This window comes from Sulfitobacter sediminis, assembly GCF_040811725.1.
Classification (GTDB): domain Bacteria; phylum Pseudomonadota; class Alphaproteobacteria; order Rhodobacterales; family Rhodobacteraceae; genus Sulfitobacter; species Sulfitobacter sediminis.
In genome coordinates, this window is the sequence record NZ_JBFNXX010000010.1 from 73,937 (window position 1) to 96,774 (window position 22,838).

Annotated in this window: 18 protein-coding genes and 1 tRNA gene; 9 read left to right on the forward strand and 10 right to left on the reverse strand. The window is 65.1% G+C overall.

Going from position 1 to position 22,838, the window contains the following annotated elements:
* Positions 1-33: 33 nt before the first annotated feature.
* Both AB2B41_RS13955 and AB2B41_RS13960 read left to right on the forward strand, forming a co-directional pair.
* A tRNA-Leu gene (locus AB2B41_RS13955) sits at positions 34-117 on the forward strand.
* Between the two features lie 358 nt (positions 118-475).
* Positions 476-3,379, forward strand: coding sequence for a Hint domain-containing protein (locus AB2B41_RS13960; RefSeq protein WP_367878418.1), 2,904 nt, complete (start codon positions 476-478; stop codon positions 3,377-3,379).
* Between the two features lie 19 nt (positions 3,380-3,398).
* Here the strand turns inward: AB2B41_RS13960 and AB2B41_RS13965 are convergent, their stop codons facing one another.
* On the reverse strand, positions 3,399-4,013 hold the full coding sequence (locus AB2B41_RS13965; protein WP_367878419.1) for a nucleotidyltransferase family protein: 615 nt from the start codon (positions 4,011-4,013) through the stop codon (positions 3,399-3,401).
* A 37-nt stretch (positions 4,014-4,050) separates the two neighbouring features.
* Positions 4,051-6,468 (reverse strand): GcvT family protein, encoded by a 2,418-nt coding sequence (locus AB2B41_RS13970; protein WP_367878420.1) that lies wholly within the window; start codon positions 6,466-6,468, stop codon positions 4,051-4,053.
* A gap of 171 nt (positions 6,469-6,639) precedes the next feature.
* Between AB2B41_RS13970 and AB2B41_RS13975 the strand changes: the two genes are divergently transcribed.
* Complete coding sequence (locus tag AB2B41_RS13975) at positions 6,640-7,938, forward strand: DUF2254 domain-containing protein (RefSeq protein WP_367878421.1); 1,299 nt, start codon at positions 6,640-6,642, stop codon at positions 7,936-7,938.
* Between the two features lie 117 nt (positions 7,939-8,055).
* A complete protein-coding gene (locus AB2B41_RS13980) occupies positions 8,056-10,479 on the forward strand; it encodes a GcvT family protein (protein ID WP_367878422.1) in 2,424 nt (807 codons plus the stop codon).
* 5 nt (positions 10,480-10,484) lie between these two features.
* Here the strand turns inward: AB2B41_RS13980 and AB2B41_RS13985 are convergent, their stop codons facing one another.
* Together AB2B41_RS13985 and AB2B41_RS13990 are read right to left on the reverse strand one after the other, a co-directional pair.
* Positions 10,485-11,387 carry a hypothetical protein gene (locus AB2B41_RS13985; RefSeq protein WP_367878423.1) on the reverse strand — a complete coding sequence of 301 codons (903 nt, stop codon included), beginning with the start codon at positions 11,385-11,387 and terminating at the stop codon, positions 10,485-10,487.
* A 174-nt stretch (positions 11,388-11,561) separates the two neighbouring features.
* Positions 11,562-12,869, reverse strand: a complete 1,308-nt coding sequence (locus AB2B41_RS13990) for an HlyC/CorC family transporter (protein WP_367878424.1) — start codon at positions 12,867-12,869, stop codon at positions 11,562-11,564.
* An 82-nt stretch (positions 12,870-12,951) separates the two neighbouring features.
* On the opposite strand from AB2B41_RS13990, the gene AB2B41_RS13995 reads away from it, so the two are divergent.
* The gene (locus AB2B41_RS13995; RefSeq protein ID WP_367878425.1) at positions 12,952-13,773 is read left to right on the forward strand and encodes a metallophosphoesterase family protein; all 822 of its coding nucleotides are present in this window, start codon (positions 12,952-12,954) and stop codon (positions 13,771-13,773) included.
* Here AB2B41_RS13995 and AB2B41_RS14000 read toward each other — a convergent pair.
* Genes AB2B41_RS14000 through AB2B41_RS14010 form a run of 3 tightly spaced genes read right to left on the reverse strand, consistent with a single transcriptional unit; the run spans position 13,710 to position 16,393 of the window.
* On the reverse strand, positions 13,710-14,684 hold the full coding sequence (locus AB2B41_RS14000) for a site-specific tyrosine recombinase XerD (protein ID WP_367878426.1): 975 nt from the start codon (positions 14,682-14,684) through the stop codon (positions 13,710-13,712). The two genes, AB2B41_RS13995 and AB2B41_RS14000, sit on opposite strands and share 64 nt — an antisense overlap.
* A 2-nt stretch (positions 14,685-14,686) precedes the next feature.
* Positions 14,687-16,243 carry a hypothetical protein gene (locus AB2B41_RS14005; protein ID WP_367878427.1) on the reverse strand — a complete coding sequence of 519 codons (1,557 nt, stop codon included), beginning with the start codon at positions 16,241-16,243 and terminating at the stop codon, positions 14,687-14,689.
* Positions 16,244-16,393, reverse strand: coding sequence for a hypothetical protein (locus tag AB2B41_RS14010; protein ID WP_367878428.1), 150 nt, complete (start codon positions 16,391-16,393; stop codon positions 16,244-16,246).
* 100 nt (positions 16,394-16,493) lie between these two features.
* Here AB2B41_RS14010 and AB2B41_RS14015 point away from each other — a divergent pair, with 100 nt between their 5' ends.
* Complete coding sequence (locus AB2B41_RS14015) at positions 16,494-17,069, forward strand: shikimate kinase (RefSeq protein WP_367878429.1); 576 nt, start codon at positions 16,494-16,496, stop codon at positions 17,067-17,069.
* Positions 17,062-18,180 carry a 3-dehydroquinate synthase gene (gene aroB, locus AB2B41_RS14020; RefSeq protein ID WP_367878430.1) on the forward strand — a complete coding sequence of 373 codons (1,119 nt, stop codon included), beginning with the start codon at positions 17,062-17,064 and terminating at the stop codon, positions 18,178-18,180. Before AB2B41_RS14015 ends, aroB begins: the two co-directional genes overlap by 8 nt.
* On the opposite strand, the gene AB2B41_RS14025 is transcribed toward aroB, so the two are convergent.
* Entirely contained in the window at positions 18,171-18,608 is a 438-nt protein-coding gene (locus AB2B41_RS14025) for a GNAT family N-acetyltransferase (RefSeq protein ID WP_367878431.1), read from the reverse strand. The genes aroB and AB2B41_RS14025 overlap by 10 nt on opposite strands.
* A complete protein-coding gene (locus AB2B41_RS14030) occupies positions 18,608-19,114 on the reverse strand; it encodes a single-stranded DNA-binding protein (protein ID WP_367878432.1) in 507 nt (168 codons plus the stop codon). The genes AB2B41_RS14025 and AB2B41_RS14030 overlap by 1 nt, the downstream gene beginning before the upstream one ends.
* Before the next feature lie 218 nt (positions 19,115-19,332).
* Between AB2B41_RS14030 and AB2B41_RS14035 the strand changes: the two genes are divergently transcribed.
* Together AB2B41_RS14035 and AB2B41_RS14040 are read left to right on the forward strand one after the other, a co-directional pair.
* A complete protein-coding gene (locus AB2B41_RS14035; RefSeq protein ID WP_367878433.1) occupies positions 19,333-19,929 on the forward strand; it encodes a lytic transglycosylase domain-containing protein in 597 nt (198 codons plus the stop codon).
* Between the two features lie 160 nt (positions 19,930-20,089).
* Positions 20,090-20,623, forward strand: coding sequence for a hypothetical protein (locus tag AB2B41_RS14040; protein WP_367878434.1), 534 nt, complete (start codon positions 20,090-20,092; stop codon positions 20,621-20,623).
* Positions 20,624-20,682: 59 nt separating this feature from the next.
* On the opposite strand, the gene AB2B41_RS14045 is transcribed toward AB2B41_RS14040, so the two are convergent.
* Positions 20,683-22,773 carry a dipeptide ABC transporter ATP-binding protein gene (locus AB2B41_RS14045; protein WP_367878435.1) on the reverse strand — a complete coding sequence of 697 codons (2,091 nt, stop codon included), beginning with the start codon at positions 22,771-22,773 and terminating at the stop codon, positions 20,683-20,685.
* Positions 22,774-22,838: the final 65 nt, after the last annotated feature.

Here is a 22,838-nt window from a genome sequence, read left to right on the forward strand (position 1 = left end):
GCCTGCGACGCGGCGCGCTAGACCGCAAGGCGTGCCCAAGTGGCGGAATGGTAGACGCAGGGGATTCAAAATCCCCCGCCTTCGGGCGTGCCGGTTCGAGTCCGGCCTTGGGTACCATCCAGATATCTGTCCTCAGAGACCGCTGGATCTTTCGCAATTTTCCGCTCGATTGCCGCCTATGCCGCCCTTGGCAGGCGTTGCGCCACGATAGCCTTCGCGCAGGGGCTGAGCGGGGCGTCTCATAAAATTGTTCTCAAAAAGGGCCGTGTTTTTCGCCGCGATCATGCCGCTGCCCCGCTGCAACCCCTCATGGTTAAGCCGAAATTAAGCAATCTGTTTCCAGGGTGAGAGGCAATTGAAGAGAGTTTGTGGCAATTCGCAGCATGAAAGAAAACCCATTCGTTACCACGTTTTGGTTCCGGCACGGCTTCGTGTCTGACGCTGCCTTCCTGCCGCTGCATAGGAGATTCAGCCGATGATCAGGACCATCGACTTCAACGCCTTTCCCGCCGGCACGCTGATCGACGACGACTACCTGCGCCCGGACGGTGTGCGGGTCTCGGCCACCGATCCGGTGGCGCAGGCGATGATCTTCGACAGCGAGAGCCCGACAGGCGATGACCGCGGCCTCGCCTCGGGGACCTTGGGCGGAATGTTGATTCTGTCCGAGGACGGCGATGGCGCAAACCCGGACGCAAGCGCGGCGGGGGGCAGCATCTTTTTCGATTTCGAGCAGAATGTGCGGATCAAGAGCCTGTCCTTCAAGAACATCCTCGACCCGGTGGGCGAGGGGACGCGGATGATCTTCTACGGCGCGGATGGGGCGGTGATGGAGAACCATTTCGTCGATCCCACCGGAGAGGGCGGCGAGCGTACGGTCCAGCTTTTCGTGGAGGGCGTGGCCCGGATGGAGGTTCGGCTGGAAGGGGCGGGGGCCATCGACAACCTGACCTTCGTCGATGACAGGTCCGGTGAGGGGCCAGTCGCGGTGGACGATACCGCCGTGACTGCGGCAGGCACGCCGGTGGTGATCGACCTGCTGGGCAACGATGTCGACCCGGATGACGACCGGACGGCGTTGCGGATCGGTGATTTCATCAGTCCCGACGGAACGGTGGAGGACAATGGCGACGGCACGGTGACGTTCACGCCGGATGCTGATTTCACGGGCGCGGCGGTGTTTACCTACCGCGTCACGGACCCCGAGATGAACGCTGACAGCGCCAAGGTCACGGTGATGGTCGGGGCAATGCAGAACGCACCGGTGGCCGGGGACGACGTCATCGGCACGCCCTATGGCACGCCGGTCGAGAACATCGCGGTGCTGGCGAACGACCAGGACCCCGATGGCGATGCGCTGCGTGTCGTCGGCGCGATGAGTGCGGCGGGCGCAGTGACGGTGAACCCAGACGGGACGCTGAATTTCACGCCCGCGGCCGGTTTCTCGGGTCCGGCCGAGATCACCTACATGATCTCGGACCGGCCGGAGGGCGATGCGGAGGCGCTGACGGACACCGGCCTGCTGGTCGTCAACGTCGGCGCGCCGGGCGCGCGGGACGGCATTGTCGAGGGGACGGAGGGGGACGATCTGATCGATCTGGCCTATACGGGCGATCCCGATGGCGACTGTATCGACAGCGGTGATGCGGTGATCGGCGGGCAGGGGCCTGACGACGATATCGTGCTGGCCGGTGCGGGGAATGACACGGTCGAGGCGGGTGCGGGGGACGACAATTTGAGCGGCGGCGACGAGGACGACCGGCTGATCGGTGCGGCGGGGCGCGATACGGTCAGCGGTGGGGCGGGCAACGACGAGATCGACACCGCGAGCGGCGATCTGGCCCCGGACAGCGGCTATCCCTTCGCGCCAGAGCGTGACCCGCTGGGCTATGCGCCCGATGTGGACCCCGAGGACGACCGCGACAGCGTCAGCGGCGGCGATGGCGACGATACGATCAAGACCGGGGATGACCGGGACAGCATCTCGGGCGGTGCCGGGGCTGACCGGATCGTCGGGGGGGAGGGCAGCGATACGCTGATGGGCGGCACGGGCGACGACACGATCTTTGCGGGCAATGACCCGGACCGTATCCCCGATGTGGTCGACATTCCCGACCGGCTGAGCGCCGATGCGCTCTTTTCGCCAGACCGCAACCCGTTGAACGGACGCGATTTTGTCGATGGCGGCGGGGGCGACGACCTGATCTTTGGCGCGGATGACGGCGATACGCTTCTGGGTGGGGCGGGCGACGACACCATCGATGGGCAGACCGACGACGACGTGATCTTTGGCATGACCGGCAGCGACAGCTTGCTGGGCGGCGGGGGTGACGACAGCCTGAGCGGGGGGCAGGACGAAGACACGCTGATCGGCGGCACCGGTGCGGATTTGTTGCGCGGGGAGCGGGGCGATGACCTGCTCTTCGGCGGCGCGGGCGGCGACCTGCTCGATGGCGGGGAAGAGAACGATCTGCTCGACGGGGGCGCGGACGAGGATACACTGCTGGGCGGCGAGGGTGACGACACGCTGCGCGGCGGCCTCGGGGCAGACGTAATGACGGGCGGCGCGGGACGCGACCTTTTTGACCGGGTGAACGCAGGCGACAGCGTGGACGGCGGATCGGGGGCGGAGGATATCGATACGCTCGATCTGCGCGGCTCGGTTGTCGAAGGCGGGCGGCTGGAGGTGACCTATACGTCGGACGACCGGGAGGACGGCTTTGTCACCTATTTCGATGCCGACAATCGCCCCGAGGACCGGGTGCTGGTCTTTCAGGAGATCGAGAACGTGGTGCCCTGTTTCACCCCCGGCACCCGGATCGCCACGCCGCAGGGCGAGCGGCTGGTCGAGGATTTGCACGTAGGCGACCGGGTGATCACCCGTGACAACGGCATTCAGGAGATCCGCTGGGTCGGCGCGCGGCGGATGAGTGCCGCGGCGTTCGAGCGGGCGCCGCACATGCGTCCGGTGCTGATCCAGCGCGGCGCACTGGGGCAGGGGCTGCCGGAGCGGGATACGATGGTGTCGCCCAACCACCGTGTGCTTGTCGTCAGCGACATGAGCGCGCTCTTCTTCGAAGAGCGCGAGGAGCTGGTGGCGGCCAAGCATCTGACGGGGATGAAGGGGGTCGACCGGGTGCATGTTTCGGCCACGACCTACATTCACCTGCTCTTCGATCATCACGAGGTGATCCTGTCGAACGGGTCATGGACGGAGAGCTTTCAGCCCGGGGACATGTCGCTTGCCGGTGTCGGGCAGGCGCAGCGGGGCGAGATTTTCGATCTTTTTCAGGGGCTTGCGACGCCGGAGGGGATCGAAGGATATGTTTCGGCCCGGCGCGCGCTGAAGAAGCACGAGGCGCGGCTGCTGATGGGCTAGGCGAACTCGGGGCTGCCCTTCAGCTTCCCTCGCGCTGCGCGCGCCAGTCCGCCCAGTCCTCGGGCGTGTCGAGGTCATTGCGGGCGCGGGTGCCCGCAAGCGGGATCAGCTTCACCCGGCCCTTCGCCCGCGCGATCACCTCGCGCCCGCCGCTGTCCCCGGTGAGGCTGGCGAAGACAGGAAAAAGGTCGGATCGGAAAACGATGGGATGGCCGGGCGCGCCTGTCTCGGTCACACCGCGCCAGACCAGCGTGTCGGTTTGCAGATCGACCGCGCCGCCCACACGCATCAGGTCTTGGGCTGTCAGATCCGGCAGATCGGCCAGCAGTACCATGGCGCAGGGGGCGTCCCCGGGTAGGGCCGCGAAAGCCGCGCGCAGGCTGGCGTTCATGCCTTCTGTGGCATCCGGGACGGGGACCAGCGCGACGTCGAGACCCTTGAGTGCGGCGTAGCGCGGATGCGGCGCGGGGGGCAAGGCGACGATAACGGGGCCGCCGCTTGCCGCGATTGCCTTCAGCGCCTGGAGCCGCAAGAGCGGTACGCCGTCTACCTCCTCGAGCAGCTTGTCGCGGCCACGCATCCGGCTGGAACTGCCCGCGGCAAGGAGGATGATCGGAAAGGAAAACCGGGCCATGGGCGACAGTCTATGCTTGGGAACCGGATGAAGAAACCTATCCGCGCATCCGCGCGCCGTCGGCGTCGAAAAGCGGGGTGACGAGCCGCCGGGCGGGGCGCATCTGGCCGAGGATTTCGATCTCGACCGTAAGGTCATTGGTGGCGCGATCCCGGGGGACGAAGCCCTGCGCGATGGATTTGCCCGCGTAGTGCGAATAGCCGCCCGAGGTGCAGAAGCCGACGACCGTGCCGTCGAGCCAGATCGGCTCGTAGCCGTGGACGTCGGCGTCGTCGGCATCGACCTCAAAGGCCACGAGGAGCCGCGCGGGTGGCGTGGCGCGCTCGGCTTCCGCTGCTGCGCGGCCGATGAAATCGGCGTTCTTGGCAAAGCTGATGAACCGGCCGAGGCCGGTTTCGGCGGCGGTGTAATCGGGCGAGAATTCAGCCATCCAGGAGCCGAAGAACTTGTCGAGGCGGAGCGACATCATTGACCGCATGCCGAAGGGGATCATGCCGTGCGGCTGACCGGCGGTCCAGAGCGTGGACCACAAGGCGCGCTGGTCCATGGGATCGCAGTAGATCTCGAAGCCCAGATCACCGGTGTAGCTGACGCGCTGAACGATGCAGGCGGTCTGGCCGACGGTGATTTCCCGCACGTCGAGAAAGGCCATGCCGGAGATGTCGGTGAGGGTGCAGGCCTGCAGAACGTCGCGTGCCTTCGGCCCCGCGATCTGGAAACCGGTACGGCGATCCGAGATGTTTTCGACGTGAACACCGTCTTCCGGATGATTGAGAAACCAGCGGAAATGGTAGGCTTGCGATCCGTAGGACGCGGTGAGCTGGAAGCGGTCCTCGGCAAGGCAGGAGACGGTGAAATCGCCGATGAGCTTGCCTTTCTCCGATAGCATCGGGGTGAGCGACAACCGGCCCGGTTGGGGGATTCGGCCCGCCATGATCCGGTCGAGCCATGCGCGGGCGCGCGGGCCGGTGACGCTGTATTTGCCGAAGTTCTGGACCTCGTTGATGCCGACGCCGTTGCGCACGCCCATAACCTCGCGGCCCGTCGCCGCGAAGGCATCGGAGCGGCGGAAGGACGGGGTTTCATAGGTCGGCTCATCCCCTTGCGCGAAGTAGTTGGCGACCTCGAGCCCGTATTGCTGCCCCCAGACGGCGCCCATTTGGGTGAAGATGTCGTACATCGGCGTCGTGCGGTGGGGGCGTGCGGCGGGGAGTTCCTCGTTCGGGTAGGAGACGGAAAAGCGCTTCTGGTAGTTCTCGATGACCTTCGGGAGCGTGTAGCCCGGGGTGATCCAGTCGCCGAAGCGGGCGACGTCCATCGCCATGACGTCGCGCTCGGGCTCCCCTTCGATCATCCATTGGGCAAGCGTCAGGCCCACGCCGCCGCCTTGGGAAAAGCCCGCCATGACACCGCAGGCGGACCAGTAGTTGCGCATGCCGGGCACGGGGCCCACGAGCGGGTTGCCGTCGGGGGCGAAGGTGAAGGGGCCGTGGATCACGTTCTTCACGCCCGCGCGTTCCAGGTCGGGGAATCGGCGGTAGGCGAAGGCGATGCTGTCCTCGATCTTGTCGAAATCATCCGCCAGCAGGTCCTGACCGAAGGACCATGGCGTGCCGCCCACGGCCCAGGGGCGGCATTTCTGTTCGTAAAAGCCGATGCAAAGCCCCTTGCCTTCTTGGCGCAGATAGCTTTCGCCAGCGGGGTCCATGACGTGGGGATGTTCCTTGCCGTCGGCCATCATCTCTTCGATCAGCGACACGGGTTCGGTGACGAGGTATTGATGCTCCATCGGGTGCAGGGGGAAATAGACGCCCGCCATCGCGCCGACCTCGCGCGCCCAGAGGCCGCCGGCGTTCACCACATGCTCGGCGTGGATCGTGCCCTTGTTCGTGACCACGTCCCAGGTGCCGTCGGGGCGCTGGTTGGTTTCCTGCACCATGCAATGCGTCTCGATCGTGGCCCCGCCCATACGCGCGGCCTTGGCATAGGCGTGGGTGGTGCCGGAGGGGTCGAGGTGGCCGTCGAGCGGGTCGTAGAGTGCGCCGATGATGCCGTCGACGTTGGTGACGGGCGCGATGCGCTTGATTTCCTCGGGACCGACGATCTCGGTATCCAGCCCCATGAACCGGTGTTTGGCGCGTTCGGCAAGCAGCATGTCGAACCGGTCGCGGTTGTCCGCGAGCGTCACGCCGCCCACGTGGTGTAGCCCGCAGGACATGCCGGTGATCTCTTCCAGCTCCTTGTAAAGCCGGATGGTGTAGCCGTGAAGCGCCGCCATGTTGGTGTCGCCGTTCAGCGTGTGAAACCCGCCCGCCGCGTGCCAGGTGGAGCCGGAGGTGAGTTCCGAGCGCTCGACCAGCATCACGTCGGACCAGCCCAGCTTGGTCAGGTGGTAGAGGCAGGAGGCCCCGACGACGCCGCCGCCGATGATCAGAACGCGGGTTGTGGTTTGCATGGGCTCGCTCCTTGACTGCTCTGGCCGACATTGCCGCCCGCCTGAGGGTGCATCATGCGGGTTTCCGACAAGTCGTGTCGGTAATGGCTTGTGATCAAATGCTTATCGGCCCTGTGCGGCGGGCCGTCGCATGCTATGTCACTGGTTATGGACCTCAGCCGCTTCGCCCCCATGACCCTGATCCGCAAAGCGCGGGAATATGCCCGCAGGCTGTGGGTGCGCGTGTCGATCATGGGACTGCTGGCTTTTGTCGCCCTTGGGCTGACGCAGTTGATCGAACCGCTGGTCCCCGAGGAGATCGCGACAAGTCTTACAGGAAGTGCAGCCGACCGGCTCTTGCAGATCATCGCCAACGCGATGCTGTCGGTGACAATCTTTTCTCTGACGGTGATGGTGACGGTCTACCGCTCGTCCTCGACCCAGTGGACGCCGCGGGTGCACCGGCTGATCATCCAGGACCGGACGACGCAGAACACGCTGGCGGTCTTCATCGGGGCCTATGTCTATGCGCTGCTTGCCATCATCCTGCGCGAGCTGGGGGTGTACGTGGACGAACGGGCGCTGGTTTTGTTCGCGATGACGGTGATCGTGCTCGTGGTGATCGTCGTCTACCTTATCCGCTGGGTGCTTCATTTGCAGACCTTCGGAAGCCTCATCGACACAACGCGCCAGATCGAAGACGTCACGCGTGCGCAGTTCCGCGACCGGCTGGAAAACCCCTGTTTGGGGGCCAATGCCCTGACGCAGGAGGTGCCTGAGGCGGCAGAGGCGGTCTGCGCCAGCCAGAGCGGCTACATCCAGCACATCTACCCCGAGGCGCTGAACAACCTTGCCAAGGCGAAGGGGCTGGATTTCTACATGACGCGCAACATCGGGCATTTCGTGTTTCTCAACGAGCCCCTGATGATGGTGGTCCGGCGCGAGGATGCCGAAGGCGACGCCCCGGACATGGAGACGCTGGCGGAGGATATCCGCGAATGCATCGTGATGGGCGATCTGCGCACCTACGACCAGGACCCGCGTTTCGGGCTGGTGGTCATGGGCGAGGTCGCGTCCAAGGCGCTGTCGCCGGGGGTGAACGATCCGGGGACCGCGATTGACGTGATCACCCGGATCGGGCGAATCCTGTCGGATTACTCGGACGAGGTAGGCCGAGACCGGGAGACCAAGCTCAAGCATCTCTACGTGCGGCCGCTGGACCCGCGCGACCTGATCGACGACGGTTTTGGGGCTTTGGCGCGCGACGGGCGGTCGGTGGTTGAGGTGCAGCAGCGCTTGCAGGCGATCCTGTCGGGGCTGATGCGGCATCCCGACGAGGGGCTGAGCCGCGCCGCACGGGCGGCAGCCGAGGACTTCCTGCGCCGCACGCTCCATGCCATCGACTTCGACCCGGATCGCAAGCGGGTGATGTCTTCGGCGCGAGAGGATGTGCAGGACGCGGTGGGGCGGGCCATCGCCGGAGCCGAGTGAGCGCCCGGATCGGCCAGACTTGACCAGCGGCGACGGCGCATGTCGTGAACGGGCATTCTTGTATGCGGCTGCGGGTCCAGATTGCGGGGCAACGCGTCACCTAACCGGAACCCTCACATGCGCACCCATGCCCAGGCCGTAGTCATCGGGGGCGGCGTCATCGGCTGCTCCATCCTTTATCACCTGACCAAGCTGGGCTGGACCGACGTGGTGCTGCTGGAGCGGTCGGAACTGACCTCGGGTTCGACCTGGCATGCGGCGGCGAACATCCACGGGCTGCATGACAACAACAACATCACGCGCATTCAGAACTACACCATGGACCTCTACAACGCGCTTGAGGCCGAGACGGGGCAAAGCTGCGGGGTATTCCAGCCGGGATCGCTCTACCTCGCGCAGACCGAGGCGCGCGAGCACCAGTTGCGGCTTCAGGCGGCCAAGGCGAAATACTACGGTTTGCCCTTTCGCGAGGTGAGCCGCACCGAGGCCGAGGCGCTGCACCCGCTGGTCGATTTCGACGGCATCCGCTGCATTATGTTCGAGGAAAACGGGGGCAACGTGGACCCGTCAGGCGTGACGAACGCCTATGCCGTGGGGGCACGGCAGAACGGGGCCGAGATCGTGCGGTTCTGCCCGGTCACGGGGACGGAGCAGCAACCCGATGGCTCATGGATCGTTCGGACGGAGAAGGGGGATATCGCCACGCAGTGGGTGGTGAATGCCGCCGGGCTCTGGGGGCGCGAGGTGGCGGCACTGGCGGGGCTGAAACTGCCGCTGCAACCTACGGAACACCAGTATTTCGTGACCGAGACCATCGCCGAGATCGCCGGGATGGATCGGCGGCTGCCGTCGGTCGCAGACCGGGACGGGGAGTATTACCTGCGGCAGGAGGGCAAGGGGCTGCTGGTTGGCGCCTACGAGAAGAACCTCAGGTTCTGGGCGGAGGAGGGCACACCGCAGGGGTTTGGGCACGAGCTTTTCGCCGACGATCTGGAGCGGATCGAAGACAACATGATGCGTGCCATCGCGCGAGTGCCTGCGGTGGGCGAGGCGGGGATCAAGCGGGTGATCAACGGGCCGATGATCTGGTCGCCCGATTCCAACGTGCTGTTCGGGCCGGTGCCTGAGTTGCGCAACTATTTCTGCTGTAACGGGATCATTCCGGGGTTCTCGCAATCGGGTGGCATGGGATTGCTCGCCGCCGACTGGATTGTCACCGGGGAAAGCCGCTATGACATGTTCGCCTGGGACGTGGCGCGTTTCGGGGCCTGGGCGGATGCGGCTTTCACCAAGGCGCGGGTGGGCGACCAATACGCGAACCGCTTCAAGATCCATTTCCCCAACGAGGAACGGCAGGCGTGGCGGCCCATGCGTCAGCGGCCCGCCTATGACGCGCAGCGCAAATTGGGGGCGGTCTTTGGCCTGAACTATGGCTGGGAGCACCCGCTCTACTACGGCTTCCCGGAGGGGGCGGTGGATGAGACCCACGGCTTTACCCGGCAGGGCTGGTGGGAACAGGTAGGCCGCGAATGCCGGATGCTGCGGGAGAACGCGGGCATCATCGATATCTCGAACTTTGCGAAATACCGCTGCAAGGGGCCGGGGGCGGAGGAATGGCTGAACAGTCTCTTTGCCAACACCATGCCCAAGGCGATGGGGCGGTCGTGCCTCACGCCGCTGATTGGTGTGCGGGGCGGGATCGCCGGGGATTTCACCGTCACGCGGCTGGCCGAGGATGACTTCTGGATCATCGGCTCGGGCATGGCCGAACGCTATCACCAGCGGTTCTTCCGCGCGGTGCCGCTGCCCGAAGGGACGACCTTCGAGAGCCGGACAGAGGCGATGTGCGGCTTCAACGTCGCGGGGCCCAAGGCGCGCGATCTGTTGCAGCGGCTGACCAATGCTTCGCTGGCGACGGCGGATTTTCCGTTCATGCGCTCGCAATGGATCGACCTGGCAGGGGTGCGCTGCCTTGCCCTGCGGGTCAGTTTCACGGGCGATCTGGGGTGGGAGCTGCATTGTGCGACGGAGGATCAGGCGCGGTTGTTCGACGCCTTGATCGCTGCGGGTAAGGAACACGGCGCGGGGCCGGTGGGCAGCCGTGCACTGATGTCGCTCAGGATCGAAAAGGGCTATGGCTCTTGGAGCCGGGAATATTCGCCGGAATACTGGCCGCAGGAAGTGGGCCTCGACCGGCTGTGCAAGATGGAGAAGGATTTCCTGAACAAGGCGGCGGTGGCCGAGACCTTGGCAAGGCCCGCGCGGGAGCGGCTGGTGATCCTGTCGCTCGATGCGGCACAGACGGACGCATCGAATGCCGATGCCACGGGCGGCGAGCCGATCTTCAAGGATGGCAAGGGCATCGGGCGGGTGACCTCCGGGGCCTATGGCTATTCCGTGGGCCAGTCGCTGGCGCTTGGGTTCGTGAAGGATGCCGCCGCAGGAGACACGGTCGAGGTTATGGTGCTGGGGCGGCCGCACCGTGCGGTGATCCTGTCCGAGCCGCCTTTCGATCCGGCAGGGGCGCGGCTCAGGGCATGATCCTGTCACGCCTGCGGCATGCGCCCGATGCCGAACCGGCGTGTTGCGCGGCTGGTGCCCTTGATGACGGAGAAATCGTAGCGGGCCGGTATCTCGGACGCCGCAAGGAGGTCGCGCATCTGGGGCAGGTCGAGCGGCGTCGTGAAAAGCAGACTGCAGTCGTCCGACAGATCGCGCATGAGCTTTGCGCCCAGTTCCGCGTCGGTCGGCCGGACCGTGCAATAGGTGCCCGCGCTTATCCCGGCAAGGGGGTCGAAAAGGTCTGGCGCATCGGGTGTGAAAACGCAGCCGTATCGGCCCAGGACGGTGATTCTTCCAGGTACCGCCTCCATCATGCAGTGCAGTTCCGCCGGGACCTCGCAAATCCGCCGGTTGCGCCGCAGGACCCGGGCCACGAGCAGCCCGTAGTGGGCCAGCAAGGCGAGGGCTGCCGCACCGGCTATCCCGGTAAACAGCCGGGCCAGCGTACCAAACTGAAAGCTTTGCTGCAGGAATTCACGCTGCGCCAGTGTCAGCACGGGTTTCTCCCGCGACCCGAGTTCGAGTGACTTGTATGTCCCTCTTGCCGCCGTCGCTGCATCACCCTGCGTTGCCGCATTGCTTGCCGCTCCGGCGGACGTGGCGCTGCCGCAGGCGGTGTCGGCCACGGTCCGGGCGCGGCGCAGGTCTTCTGCCATCTGGTCGGTGAATTGATAGCGGCCTTGATGCGCGGCAGCGCTCAGGAATTTCAGCTGGGTCAGGAAGTTCCGCAGATCGCCGAAGGCGTAGGCCTGCCCCGAGCCCTTCAGCGCCAAAAGCAGCGCATCGTTGTTCATGCCGCTGATCGTCGTGTTGAGTGCCCGCAGTTCCGCAGGCTGCGATGATTGCCCATCGCCAAAGTTCCGCTCTGCCAGTTCAATGCTCTGCAACAGGTCGGAACAACCGGCGACTGCCCCTTTGGCAAGGGCCCAACACAGTGCGCAGGCGCAGATTATGGTGGACAAGACACGCACTTTTCCCGCTCTCTTCACCGGACCGCCCTCGGTCCGGCGGGAGCCTAGCGTCCCGAGTCTTTCCGCTGGCTTAACCGGTGCAAGAAAGGGTCAGAGCGGCCTGATCTTGAGCTGCGTGATCCGGTTGCCGTCCCGCGCGGTTACCTCGAAGCGGAAGCCGTGGAAGCTGAAGACCTGGCCGGGGGTGGGGATCATCTGCGCCTCGTGAATGACGAGACCCGCGACGGTGTTGGCCTCGTCATCGGGCAGCGACCATTCTGTCGCGCGGTTGAGATCGCGGATCGTCATCGCGCCGTCGACGTAGTAATGCCCGTCCTCCGCCGGGGTCAGCGGATGGTCGGCATCGGGGTCGAATTCATCGGTGATCTCGCCCACGATCTCTTCGAGGATGTCTTCGAGGGTGATGAGACCCTGCAGGGAGCCGTATTCGTCCACCACAAGAGCAAAGTGCGTGCGGCGGCGCAGGAACTGGCGCATCTGCTCGTCCAGCGTCGAGGTCTCGGGCACGAAGTAGGGCTTCATCGCGACCGAAGAGACGTCGAATTTCTTCAGCGCCGAGGCATCGCCATCCGGCCCGCCAATGAGCTTGTACATGGCGCGCAGCAGGTCCTTGGCGTGGATCACGCCGATGATGTTCTCGGGATCGTCGCGAAAGACCGGCAGGCGCGTGTGGTTTGATTGCAGACACTGGCTGAGGATGTCGGAGGGATCGCTGTCGGCGTCGATCATTTCGATACCGGAACGATGAAGCATGATCTCCTCGACCACCCGCTCGCGCAGGTCGAGCGCGCCGAGGATGCGGTCCTTGTCTTCTTTTTCGACAACGCCTTCGGAATGGCCCAGTTGCAGGGCACCCGCGATCTCCTCGCGCACGGCGAGGATGTTGCTGTCCGGGTCCACCTGCACGCCCATGAGACGCAAGACGCCACGCACGAAGAGCCGCACCGCCGAGACGACGGGGGCGAAGACGAGGATCACCAGGCCGATGGGGCGCGAGACAAGGGCGGCCGCGCGTTCGGCATTGGTGATGGCATAGGTCTTGGGCAGCACCTCGGCAAAGATCAGGACGAGGAATGTCATGACCAACGTGGCCAGCGCCACGCCGCTTTCGCCGAAGAGGCGGGTAAAGAGGGCCGTGGCGAGCGATGCCGCGAGGATGTTGACGAGGTTGTTTCCTAGAAGCACCGAGCCGATCAGCCGCTCGTTGTCCTCGGTGATTTTCAGCGCCCGATCCGCGCCGCGTGAGCCCTTGTCGGCCTGGGTGCGCAGCTTGCCGCGCGAGGCGGCGGTGAGCGCGGTTTCCGAGCCGGAGAAGAAGCCGGAGAGGATCAGCAGGAACAGGATGATGCCTGCGCTGAACCAGAATGCGCCGTCAATCAGCGCGGGGGCGGTTTCCATTGGTGCCAAGTCCGTGGTTTAAGTTGGTTCATAGGGTTATGGGGCCGCGCGCCCCGGCGTTCAAGGGCAGGGCGGGGAGCATTTGGTCACGCATCGCGATCTGGGAGTGCTGGACGGGCCGCTGTTGATCTTCGGCGGGCCCTATTCGAACGCGCAGGCGCTGGCGGCCTTGGTCGACGTGGCGGAAGGGCACCACATCCCGCCCGGGCAGATGATCTGCACCGGTGACGTGGTGGCCTATTGCGGCGCGCCGGTGGAGACGGTGGCGCGGATGCGGGCGCTTGGCTGCCCGGTGGTCGCAGGCAATTGCGAGATACAGTTGGGCGGGGGAGCGCAGGATTGCGGCTGCGGCTTCGAGGCGGGCACCGCCTGCGATTTGCTGAGCGCTGGCTGGTACGGATACGCGCGGCGGGTGCTTGGACCCGACGATACGGCCTGGATGGCGGGCCTGCCCAATCTCCTGAGCTTTCGGCATCAGGGCGCGCGCTATGCGGTCATCCATGGGGGGCTCACGGATGTCGCGCGGTTTATCTGGCCGGTGTCGGAGCCGGGTGTCTTTGCCGAGGAATTCGCGGCGGTGTCGAAGGCCATCGGTCCGGTGGAGCGCATCATCGCGGGGCATTGCGGCATTCCGTTCATCACCGATACGCCCGGCGGTCAGTGGATCAACGCGGGCGTCATCGGCATGCCGCCCCACGACGGGCGGCAACAGACACGCTACGCGATCCTGGATGGCGGAGAGGTGCGTATCGGACGGCTGAGCTATGACGCGGACGCGGCGGCGGCGGACATGGCGCGGGCCGGTTTGCCCGAAGGCTACCGGCGCGGGCTGCTGACGGGTTACTGGCCGTCCGAGGATGTCTTGCCGCCCGGTTTGCGGGTGCCTTCCTTGGCCAGCGGGTGACGTTCGAGCACCAGTTCGGACAGGCGTTCCTCAAGCACATGGGTATAGATCTCGGTCGTCGCCACGTCGGCGTGGCCCAGCATGGTCTGGATCGCGCGCAGGTCGGCACCATTGGCCAGCAGATGCGTTGCGAAAGCGTGGCGCAGGGTATGGGGGGTGACCTTGGAGGGTTCGACCCCGGCGGCGACTGCGAATTCCTTGATCAGCAGGTAGAACCGGTGCCGCGTCAGATGCCCGGACTTGCCGCCCGAGGGGAAAAGGAAGCGCGAGGCGGGCTTGCGCTTGACCCGGTTGTCCTCGTCCTGCCGGTCGCGCACGACCAGCCATTCCGCCAGCGCAGCACGGGCCGGTGGTGACAGCGGCACCATGCGTTCCTTCCCGCCTTTGCCGAGGATCAAGAGCAGGCGCGGATCGCCCCGGGTGGCGGCGATGGGCAGGCTGACCAATTCGCTGACCCGCATGCCGGTGGCATAGAGCAATTCCATCAGGCAGATGTTGCGCAGCTGGTCCGTCTGGTTGCGGCCCGAGGCACGGGCGGCGTCGAGCAGGCGGTCGACCTCTTCTTCGCTGAGGATCTTCGGCAGGCGCTTGTCCTGTCCCGGCCCCGCGATCTGGATTGCCGGATTGTCCTCGCGCAGACCTTCCTCGAAGGCGAAGCGGTAGAGCTGCTTGATGGCCGACAGGCGCCGTGCGCGGGTGGATTTGGCAAGGCCCTTCGCGTCGCAATAGACAAGGTAGTCCTCCACATCCCCGCGCGTGGCATTGGCGAAATTCCGGTCGTGCTGCGCGAGGTAGGCATCGAAGTCCTTCAGATCGCGGCCGTAGGCAAGCTGCGTGTTGGTCGCGGCACCGAGCTCGGCGGCCTGTGCCTCGAGGAAATTCGATATCCAGTGAAAGGTGGCGGTTTGCATCCCTAGCGCTCCAGCAGCAGGATCTGCAGCGCCGCCCGGCGCGCGGTGTCCTCGAGCCCCAGCGCGCGCAGGGTTGCAAGCGCATCGGTCAGCGCGCGCGCCTTGCCGCCCGCACCTTCGTGAAGCATGTCTAGCACCTGAAGGATTGCCTCGCCCAGACGGTCCTCGGCCACCATGCCCACAAGGTCGGCGCGGGGCGGCGCGCCGGTGAAAGCATCGTGGATCGCGGCGGGGATCACGTCACCGGGCCGCTTGGACGGCGCTTCGCCAAGCGCGATCCGGGCGGCGAGCGGGTTTTCCAGGGCCTGCCGCCCCGCCACCTCGTAGGCGGGGGAAAGCAGCTGCACCTTCTCCGCGATATTGCCCGCCTCTCCGGCAAGCGTGTATGGGGCAAGCGGTTCGGCGAAAAGCGCGGCGAAGGTGACCTCCAGACCGGCCTCCTGCATGGCCTTCCAGACGGCGGGCAATGTCTTGGCCACCGCCTCGCTACTGCCGGAGGCCAGCGCCGTCTCGAACCGTTGCAGGGCCGAGACGCGGTCCCAGACGCCGCCCGAAGCGGCGGGCTTGCGATCGGTGTAGAGGCCCAGAAGGCGGTTGTCAGGCAGGGCGCCGGCGCGTGTCAGCCGTTCGGCCGCTTCGATCTGGGCCTTCCAGCCCGCGATGTCGCGCAGGTCCGCGACGGCATAGGGGCGGGGCAGGTTTCCGGTGGGCACAGGCTCGCCAATCGCTTCGAAAAGGCGGAATGTCAGCGGATCCATCTGGCGCGGGATTTCGGGTGCGGTCAGCCCGTCCGCCGTCTCCGGGTCAAGGAAACGGCCCATCACCTCGAGCGTCTCGGGCGGCATCAGGCCAAGCGCCTGCGCCGAGCCGTAGGTGAGGGCTGCATTCTCCCAGCGGCTGGCGCGGGCATCGCAGAACATGCGCGTGCCGTAATCCTGCGTCAGATGCGGTGCCGCGTCGAGCACGGCGCAGGCGCGGTCCTCGGTCCCGGTCAGCAGGCTGATGCGCATCCACAGCTCGAAATGCGCAGGGGTCGTTGTGACACCCGCCTGCTCGACAAGCGAGAGTGCGGGATCGAGCGCGCCGCGCGCCACCAGCTTCTCCACCCGGGCTAGCGCCAGTTTGTCGCCATCTGAGGGACGGTTGCCCGGCGCGCGCGCCTCGGCCAGCAGAACGGTATAGAGCAGGGCCTGAGCGGCGGGCAGTTGCAGGTCGGGCAGATCGGCGATGAGCCGGGCCAGCCGCGCGGGATCGCTGCCGGTCCAGAGGTTTTCGGGCAGGCCGGTCACGCTGGAGGGCACCAGACCGATCAGGCGCGGGCCACCTTCGCCGAGGGGCGTGACGTTGACGTCGGGTACCGTCGCCGTGCGGGCGACAGGGGGCTCGTCAGGATTGGCCAGTGCGGTCGGCTGAGGCGCGATTTGGCCTCCCTGGGCGCCCAGCCAGTCGATGACCGAAAGCGGCGCCTGGGTTTCCGCCACGGCCGGAGGTACGGGAAAGCCAAGCCAGCAGGCGCACAGTCCTGCCGCCGCCAGCCTTGCCACCCCGACGCGGACCATTCAGTCCGTCCCCAGTGTCACGGGCACCCGCGTCTCGGTCTGCTCTGGCGCGAATTCGGCCCCGAAGAACGGGCCGACATAGGCATAGGCCACCAGCCCGATGAACCCCACAACAATGAGGAAAATCAGAAGCTTGAATAGTCGACCCATGGGTTTTGCCTGTTCTTTGCGCGCTCTTTGTGCAATCTATATATGGCCTTTCGACCAAGATCACGTCATTCAGGCAAAAATGAGAGAAATTGAGCAATCCATGGCCGATGACCGAGCGTCAGCCCCCAGATACCACCTGAAAAAGACGGTCGTCATGGTGGGCATGATGGGCGCCGGCAAGACGGCAGTGGGCCGTGCGGTGGCGCAAAAGCTTGGCGTGCCGTTCCTTGACAGCGATGCCGAGATCGAGGCGGCGGCGAACCTCAGCGTGCCGGAGATTTTCGAGCGCGACGGCGAAGCGTTCTTTCGCCGCCGGGAGACGGAGGTGATTGCGCGTCTTTTGACCTCGACCCACGGGATCCTGTCGGTGGGGGGCGGCGCGTATCTGTCCGAAGTGAACCGCAAGATGATTTCCGAACGAGGCGTCGCGATCTGGCTGAATGCGGATCTGGAGCTGCTCTGGAACCGGGTGAAGCACAAGGACACGCGGCCATTGCTGAGGACTTCCGACCCCAAGGCGACGCTCACCGCGCTTTACGAAAAACGCGTGGCGATCTACCGGCTGGCCGATCTCTCGGTCTCCTGCGATCAGGCGCTGAGCATCGACGCCATGGCCGAGCGGGTGATCGCAAAGCTGGTGGAGCGGAAGGATGTGTTGGAGCGCGAAGATGCTTGAGAAAGTGCATGTCGATCTGCCGGGCCGGGCCTATGACGTCCTGATCGGCCCGGGGCTGATCAGGTCGGCGGGGGCGCATGTGGCCCCGCTTTTGTCCCGCAAGCGGGTCGCTGTGATCACCGACGAAACCGTGGGGGCCCTGCACCTCGACGCGCTGCGCGCGGGGCTCGACGCCTCGGGGATTGCCATGGAGGCGCTGAGCCTGCCGCCCGGCGAGGCCACGAAAAGCTGGGCGCAGCTTGAGCGCTGCGTCGACTGGCTGCTCGACCAGCAGGTCGAGCGGCGGGACGTGGTCGTGGCGCTTGGCGGCGGGGTGATCGGCGATCTGGTGGGCTTTGCCGCCGCCATCCTGCGGCGCGGCGTGCGCTTCGTTCAGATACCGACCTCGCTGCTGGCGCAGGTGGACAGTTCGGTGGGCGGCAAGACGGGGATCAACGCGCGACAGGGCAAGAACCTTGTGGGCGCGTTCCACCAGCCCGCGCTGGTGCTGGCCGATACCGGCATCCTCGGCACGTTGCGCCCGCGCGATTTCCTCGCGGGCTATGGCGAGGTGGTGAAATACGGGCTCCTCGGCGATGCTGCTTTCTTTGCGTGGTTGGAAGAGAATGGTCCGGCGCTCGCAAAGGGTGACGAAAAAGCGCGCATTGCCGCCGTGCGTCGGTCGGTCGAGATGAAGGCCGAGATCGTCATGCGCGACGAGACCGAGCAGGGGGACCGCGCGCTGCTGAACCTCGGGCACACCTTCTGCCACGCGCTTGAGACCGCGACGGGTTATTCGGACCGGCTGCTGCACGGCGAAGGCGTCGCGATCGGCTGCGCGCTGGCCTTCGAACTGTCAGCACGGCTGGGGCTGTGCCCGCAGGAGGAACCGAGCCGCGTGCGCGCGCATTTGCGCGCGATGGGGATGAAGACCGACCTGTCGGATATCGAGGGCGATCTGCCGGGGGCCGAGGCGCTGCTCGACCTGATGGGACAGGACAAGAAGGTGGTGGACGGGCGGTTGCGGTTCATTCTCGCGCGGGGGATCGGGGAGGCTTTCGTCACCTCGGAGGTGCCGCGCGACACGGTGCTGGACGTTCTGCGGGATGCGCTGGCACAGCGTCAGGGGTAGCGGATGACCATGCCGGTCTTGTCCCTGGCCGAAAACCCCATCGCCTCGTAGAACCCCACGGCATCACGCCCGACACCGGTCAGCAGCATGAGCTTGTGGGCATTGGCTTTCTGTGCTGCATCAAGGGCTGCCTGCATCGCCATCCGGCCGAAACCGCGCCGCTGGTGGGACGCCCGCGTCACCACGTTTTCGATCAGTCCGTAGGGCCTGCCAGACCAGACCGCATTGGGGAGCAGGTGCAACGTCACCATCGCGGCCAGCCTGTCCCCCTCGAAGGCTCCGAACACCTCAGTACCCTGATGCCCGATCACCGACGAAAAGACCGCCGGATCATCTGCCGGCGGTCCCACGGTCAGTTCGTTGTAGAGCACCAGCGCCTGTTCGGCGTCCGCCGCAGTGAGCGCCCGGACGCTGCGCGCCGGGGCCATCAGAACGGGATTTCGTCGTCCAGATCGCGCGAGGAGCCGCCACCGCGCGACGAACCGCCGCCGCCGTAGTCGCCACCGCCGCTGTCATAGCCGCCACCGCCGTAATCGCCGCCCGAGGAGCCGCCACCGTAATTGCCGCCGCCGCCGCCCTCGCCACGACCGTCGAGCATGGTCAGCTCGGACCGGTAGGGGCGCAACACGACCTCGGTCGAATAGCGGTCCTGCCCGGATTGGTCCTGCCATTTGCGGGTCTCAAGCTGACCTTCGATATAGACCTTGGAGCCCTTGCGCAGGTATTGCTCGGCCACGCGGATCAGGGGTTCGGAGAAGATTGCCACGCTGTGCCACTCGGTCTTTTCGCGGCGCTCGCCTGTGTTGCGGTCTTTCCAGTTTTCTGACGTGGCGATGCGCAGGTTACACACCTTGCCCCCGTTCTGGAACGACCGGACTTCCGGGTCGCGGCCCAGATTGCCGATCAAGATCACTTTGTTCACTGAGCCAGCCATACATCCCCCGTCGTCTTCTCATTCGCGCGGTAGAATCCGCGCCCAGGTTTTCAGGTGTTATATCGGCCCCGGCGAGGGGCTGCCATGCAAAATGAACCATTCGTGGTTAACAAAGTCCTGAGATTGCCGATCAATGGTCGCCGACCCAATCGAATGCTGGCGGAAATACGGTTTTCTGGTATAAGCGCCCCAAAGAAACGGGTGAGGGCGTCTAGAGGATGCTGAGATCGGGTGTTCTGGCAGGGCTTGCGGCCCTTGGGCTGACTTTGGGCGCGGTCGCCCCGGTGTCGGCGGATGTGTTTTCCTCCAAGAACCGCAAGGCGATCTTCAAGTCGCAGGCCAAAATTCTCGATAACCGCGCTTCCAAGCAATATTCGGCTTCGGTCCGGCTTCAGCCCCCGTCGGTCAATACGCCCAGCAAGTGGCAGACGCCGCGCTATACCGGCAAATACCGCGGCCAGTTCCTTGCCATGGCGAAACAGGCGGCGACGCGCCACGGCGTGCCGGTCGACCTCTTCCTGCGGCTGGTCCAGCAGGAAAGCAACTGGAACCCCGGAGCGGTCTCTCACAAGGGTGCGATTGGCCTCGCGCAGCTGATGCCCGAGACCGCAAGGCTCTTGCGGGTTGATCCGACGGATCCGCAGCAGAACCTCGATGGCGGCGCGCGCTATCTCAAGCAGCAATACCGGACCTTCGGCACCTGGCGGCTGGCGCTGGCGGCCTATAACGCGGGTCCGGGTGCGGTGAAAAAGCACGGGGGCGTGCCGCCCTACAAGGAGACGCGCAATTACGTGCGTATCATCGGCGGTCAGTAAGCCCCTTTAATACATACATAATTTTCGGTATTCGGCGGCATACCGCCGAAATCATGCCCCGGCCGGACCCTTGCCGGGGAACCGGTTTCGGGGTCATCCCGTTCTCCTGCCAATCCACCGGCGCGGCCTTCCCGCCCCGGAACATTGACAGGAAAGGAGCATGAAAATGTTCAAAACGATGAAGAAGCTGACCCTTGCCACAACCGTGAGCCTGATCGCGCTGAGCGGTGCCGTCGGGGCCAAGGAAATGCCGCTGGTCTCCGAGATCGACGTCAGCGCGTCATATGACGCGGCGCAGGACACCAACGCGCAGGAGATGTTCCCCGAGATCACCAGCGACATCGCGCTGGCAATCGCTGACCTCGTGCCGCAAAGCGATGACGGTGCCGATCCGATCATCCGTGTCGACATCCGCAAGGTTGCGCTGAACGGTGACACGGTGCTGCCCGACAGCAAGGAATTCAATGAGCTGGAAGGCGTGGTTTCCATCGAGACCGAAAGCGGCAATGGCGCGCAAAGCTTCCCCGTGGCCATCAAGGCGGTTGCCGCTGACGGTGCCGTGCCTCCAGGCTACACCGCGATCTCGCCCTCGCTCACGGATTTCTACAACGCGATGGTTGTGGCATTCGCCCAGAACGTCGCAGAAGAGTTTGCCGATCTGAACCTCGTGGGGGTCGGTTCGATCAACCGCTGACCCGGATCAAGGCAAAAGGACGCGGTCCCCTCCCGGGGGCCGCGTTTTTCGTTGGTCGGTTACTCGGCGGCAACGCCCACCTCGATCACCGGCTCCATCTCGGCCAGCTTCTCGTCGCTCAGGTGGCACTTGATCTGGTGACCGCCGCCCATTGTCCGCATCGGCGGCACTTCCTTTTCGCAAAGCGCACCCGGCACCTCCGATTTCCAGCGGCAGCGCGTCTGGAAGGGGCAGCCCGGCGGCGGGTTCATGGCCGAAGGGATGTCGCCCTCCAGCACGATGTGCTTTTTCTTGACCGAGGTATCGGCGATGGGCACCGCCGACAGCAGCGCCTCGGTATAGGGATGATAGGGCGGGGCGAAGACCTGCTCGGTATCGCCCAGTTCGACCACATGGCCAAGGTACATGACCATGACCCGATCGCTGAGGTAACGCACGATGCTGAGGTCATGCGAGATGAACAGCAGCGTCGTCTTCTGCTCGCGCTGGATTTCCATCAGCAGGTCCGTCACCGCCGCCTGCACCGACACATCGAGCGCCGAGACGGGCTCGTCCGCCACCACGATGCGCGCGTCTCCGGCAAAGGCACGGGCGATGCCCACGCGCTGTTTCTGCCCGCCCGACAGCTGGCGCGGCATGCGGTTCGCGAATTCGCGGGGCAGCTTCACCAGGTCCAGCAGTTCAAGCATCCGCTGCTTGCGCTCCGCCTCGTTCTTGCCGACCTTGAAGATCTCCAGCGCCCGGATGATCTGGCGACCCACCGTCATCGACGGGTTGAGCGTATCGAAGGGGTTCTGAAAGACCATCTGCACGTCAGCCACGTTCTTGGTCGTCCGCTCCTCGATGGGCACGCCGCCGATGTCCTGGTTGTCCAGCAACACATGGCCGTCCGTCGCCGTCTCCAGCCCCATGAGCACCTTGGCGAAAGTGGATTTGCCACAGCCCGACTCGCCCACGATGGCCAGCGTCTCTGATTCCCTCGCCTCGAAGGTGAGTTCCTCGTTGGCCTTGACGACCTTGGTGTCGCCGCCGCCGAACATGGCGTTGGCCGCGACCTGGTAGTATTTCTTGAGCTTCTCCATCTTGAGAACCACATCGCCGATCTCGCCCTTGGTCTTTATCTCGCCGACCTGCGGCGGCGCGCTCCAGTCGATCTCCTTGAACCGTAGGCAGCGGGTGTGGTGCCGGTCGTTGCCCGGCACCGGCGCCATGGCAATATCGGTGAGGTCACAGCGCCCGGCCTCGAAGTAATCGCAGCGCGGGCCGAAGTTGCAGCCCGACGGGCGCTCGTGGGGCAGGGGGAAGTTGCCCGGGATCGCGATCAGCGGGCGTGCGTTCTTGTCCGCACCCGGCAGGGGGATCGAACGGAAGAGCGCCTGCGTATAGGGATGCTGCATCTCGTTGAAGACATCCTCGATGGAACCACGCTCGACCGCCTCGCCCGAGTACATCACGCAGATCCGGTCGCAGGTCTCAAGCACCAGCCCGAGATTGTGGCTGATGAACAGCATCGAGGTGCCGTATTTCTTGCCCAGATCCTTCACCAGTTCCACGACCGCCGCCTCGACCGTCACGTCAAGCGCCGTGGTGGGTTCATCGAGGATCAGCAGGGACGGCTCGGACATCAGCGCCATGGCGATGACGATGCGCTGCTGCTGGCCGCCCGAAAGCTGGTGCGGAAAGGCGCTGAGGATGCGTTTGGGGTCGGGCAGCTTCACGTCCGTCACCACCTGCAGCGCGCGGTCATAGGCTTCCTTCTCGCTCATCCCCTGGTGGATCATCGGCACTTCCATCAGCTGTTTGCCGATCTTCATCGCCGGGTTGAGCGAGGCCATGGGCTCCTGGTAGATCATCGCGATCTCGGAGCCGCGTATGTCGCGCAGCTCTTCGTCGGACATTGTGCCCAGGTCACGTCCCTTGAATTTGATCGACCCGCCGACGATGCGCCCGTTCTTGCCGAGGTCCTGCATCACCCCCAGCGCCACGGTGGATTTGCCGCAGCCCGATTCACCCACAAGGCCCACCGCTTCACCCGGCTGCACGGTGACGGAAAAATCCATCACGGCGGGGATTTCCCGGAGCCGCGTGAAGAACGAAATCGACAGCTTGTCGATCTCTAGAATGGGGCCGTTATACGCCTCTTTGACCATTTCATTCTCCCAATCGAAAGATGGCGGACCCGGTCCAGCTTCATCTTTCAAAATACAATTCCGGG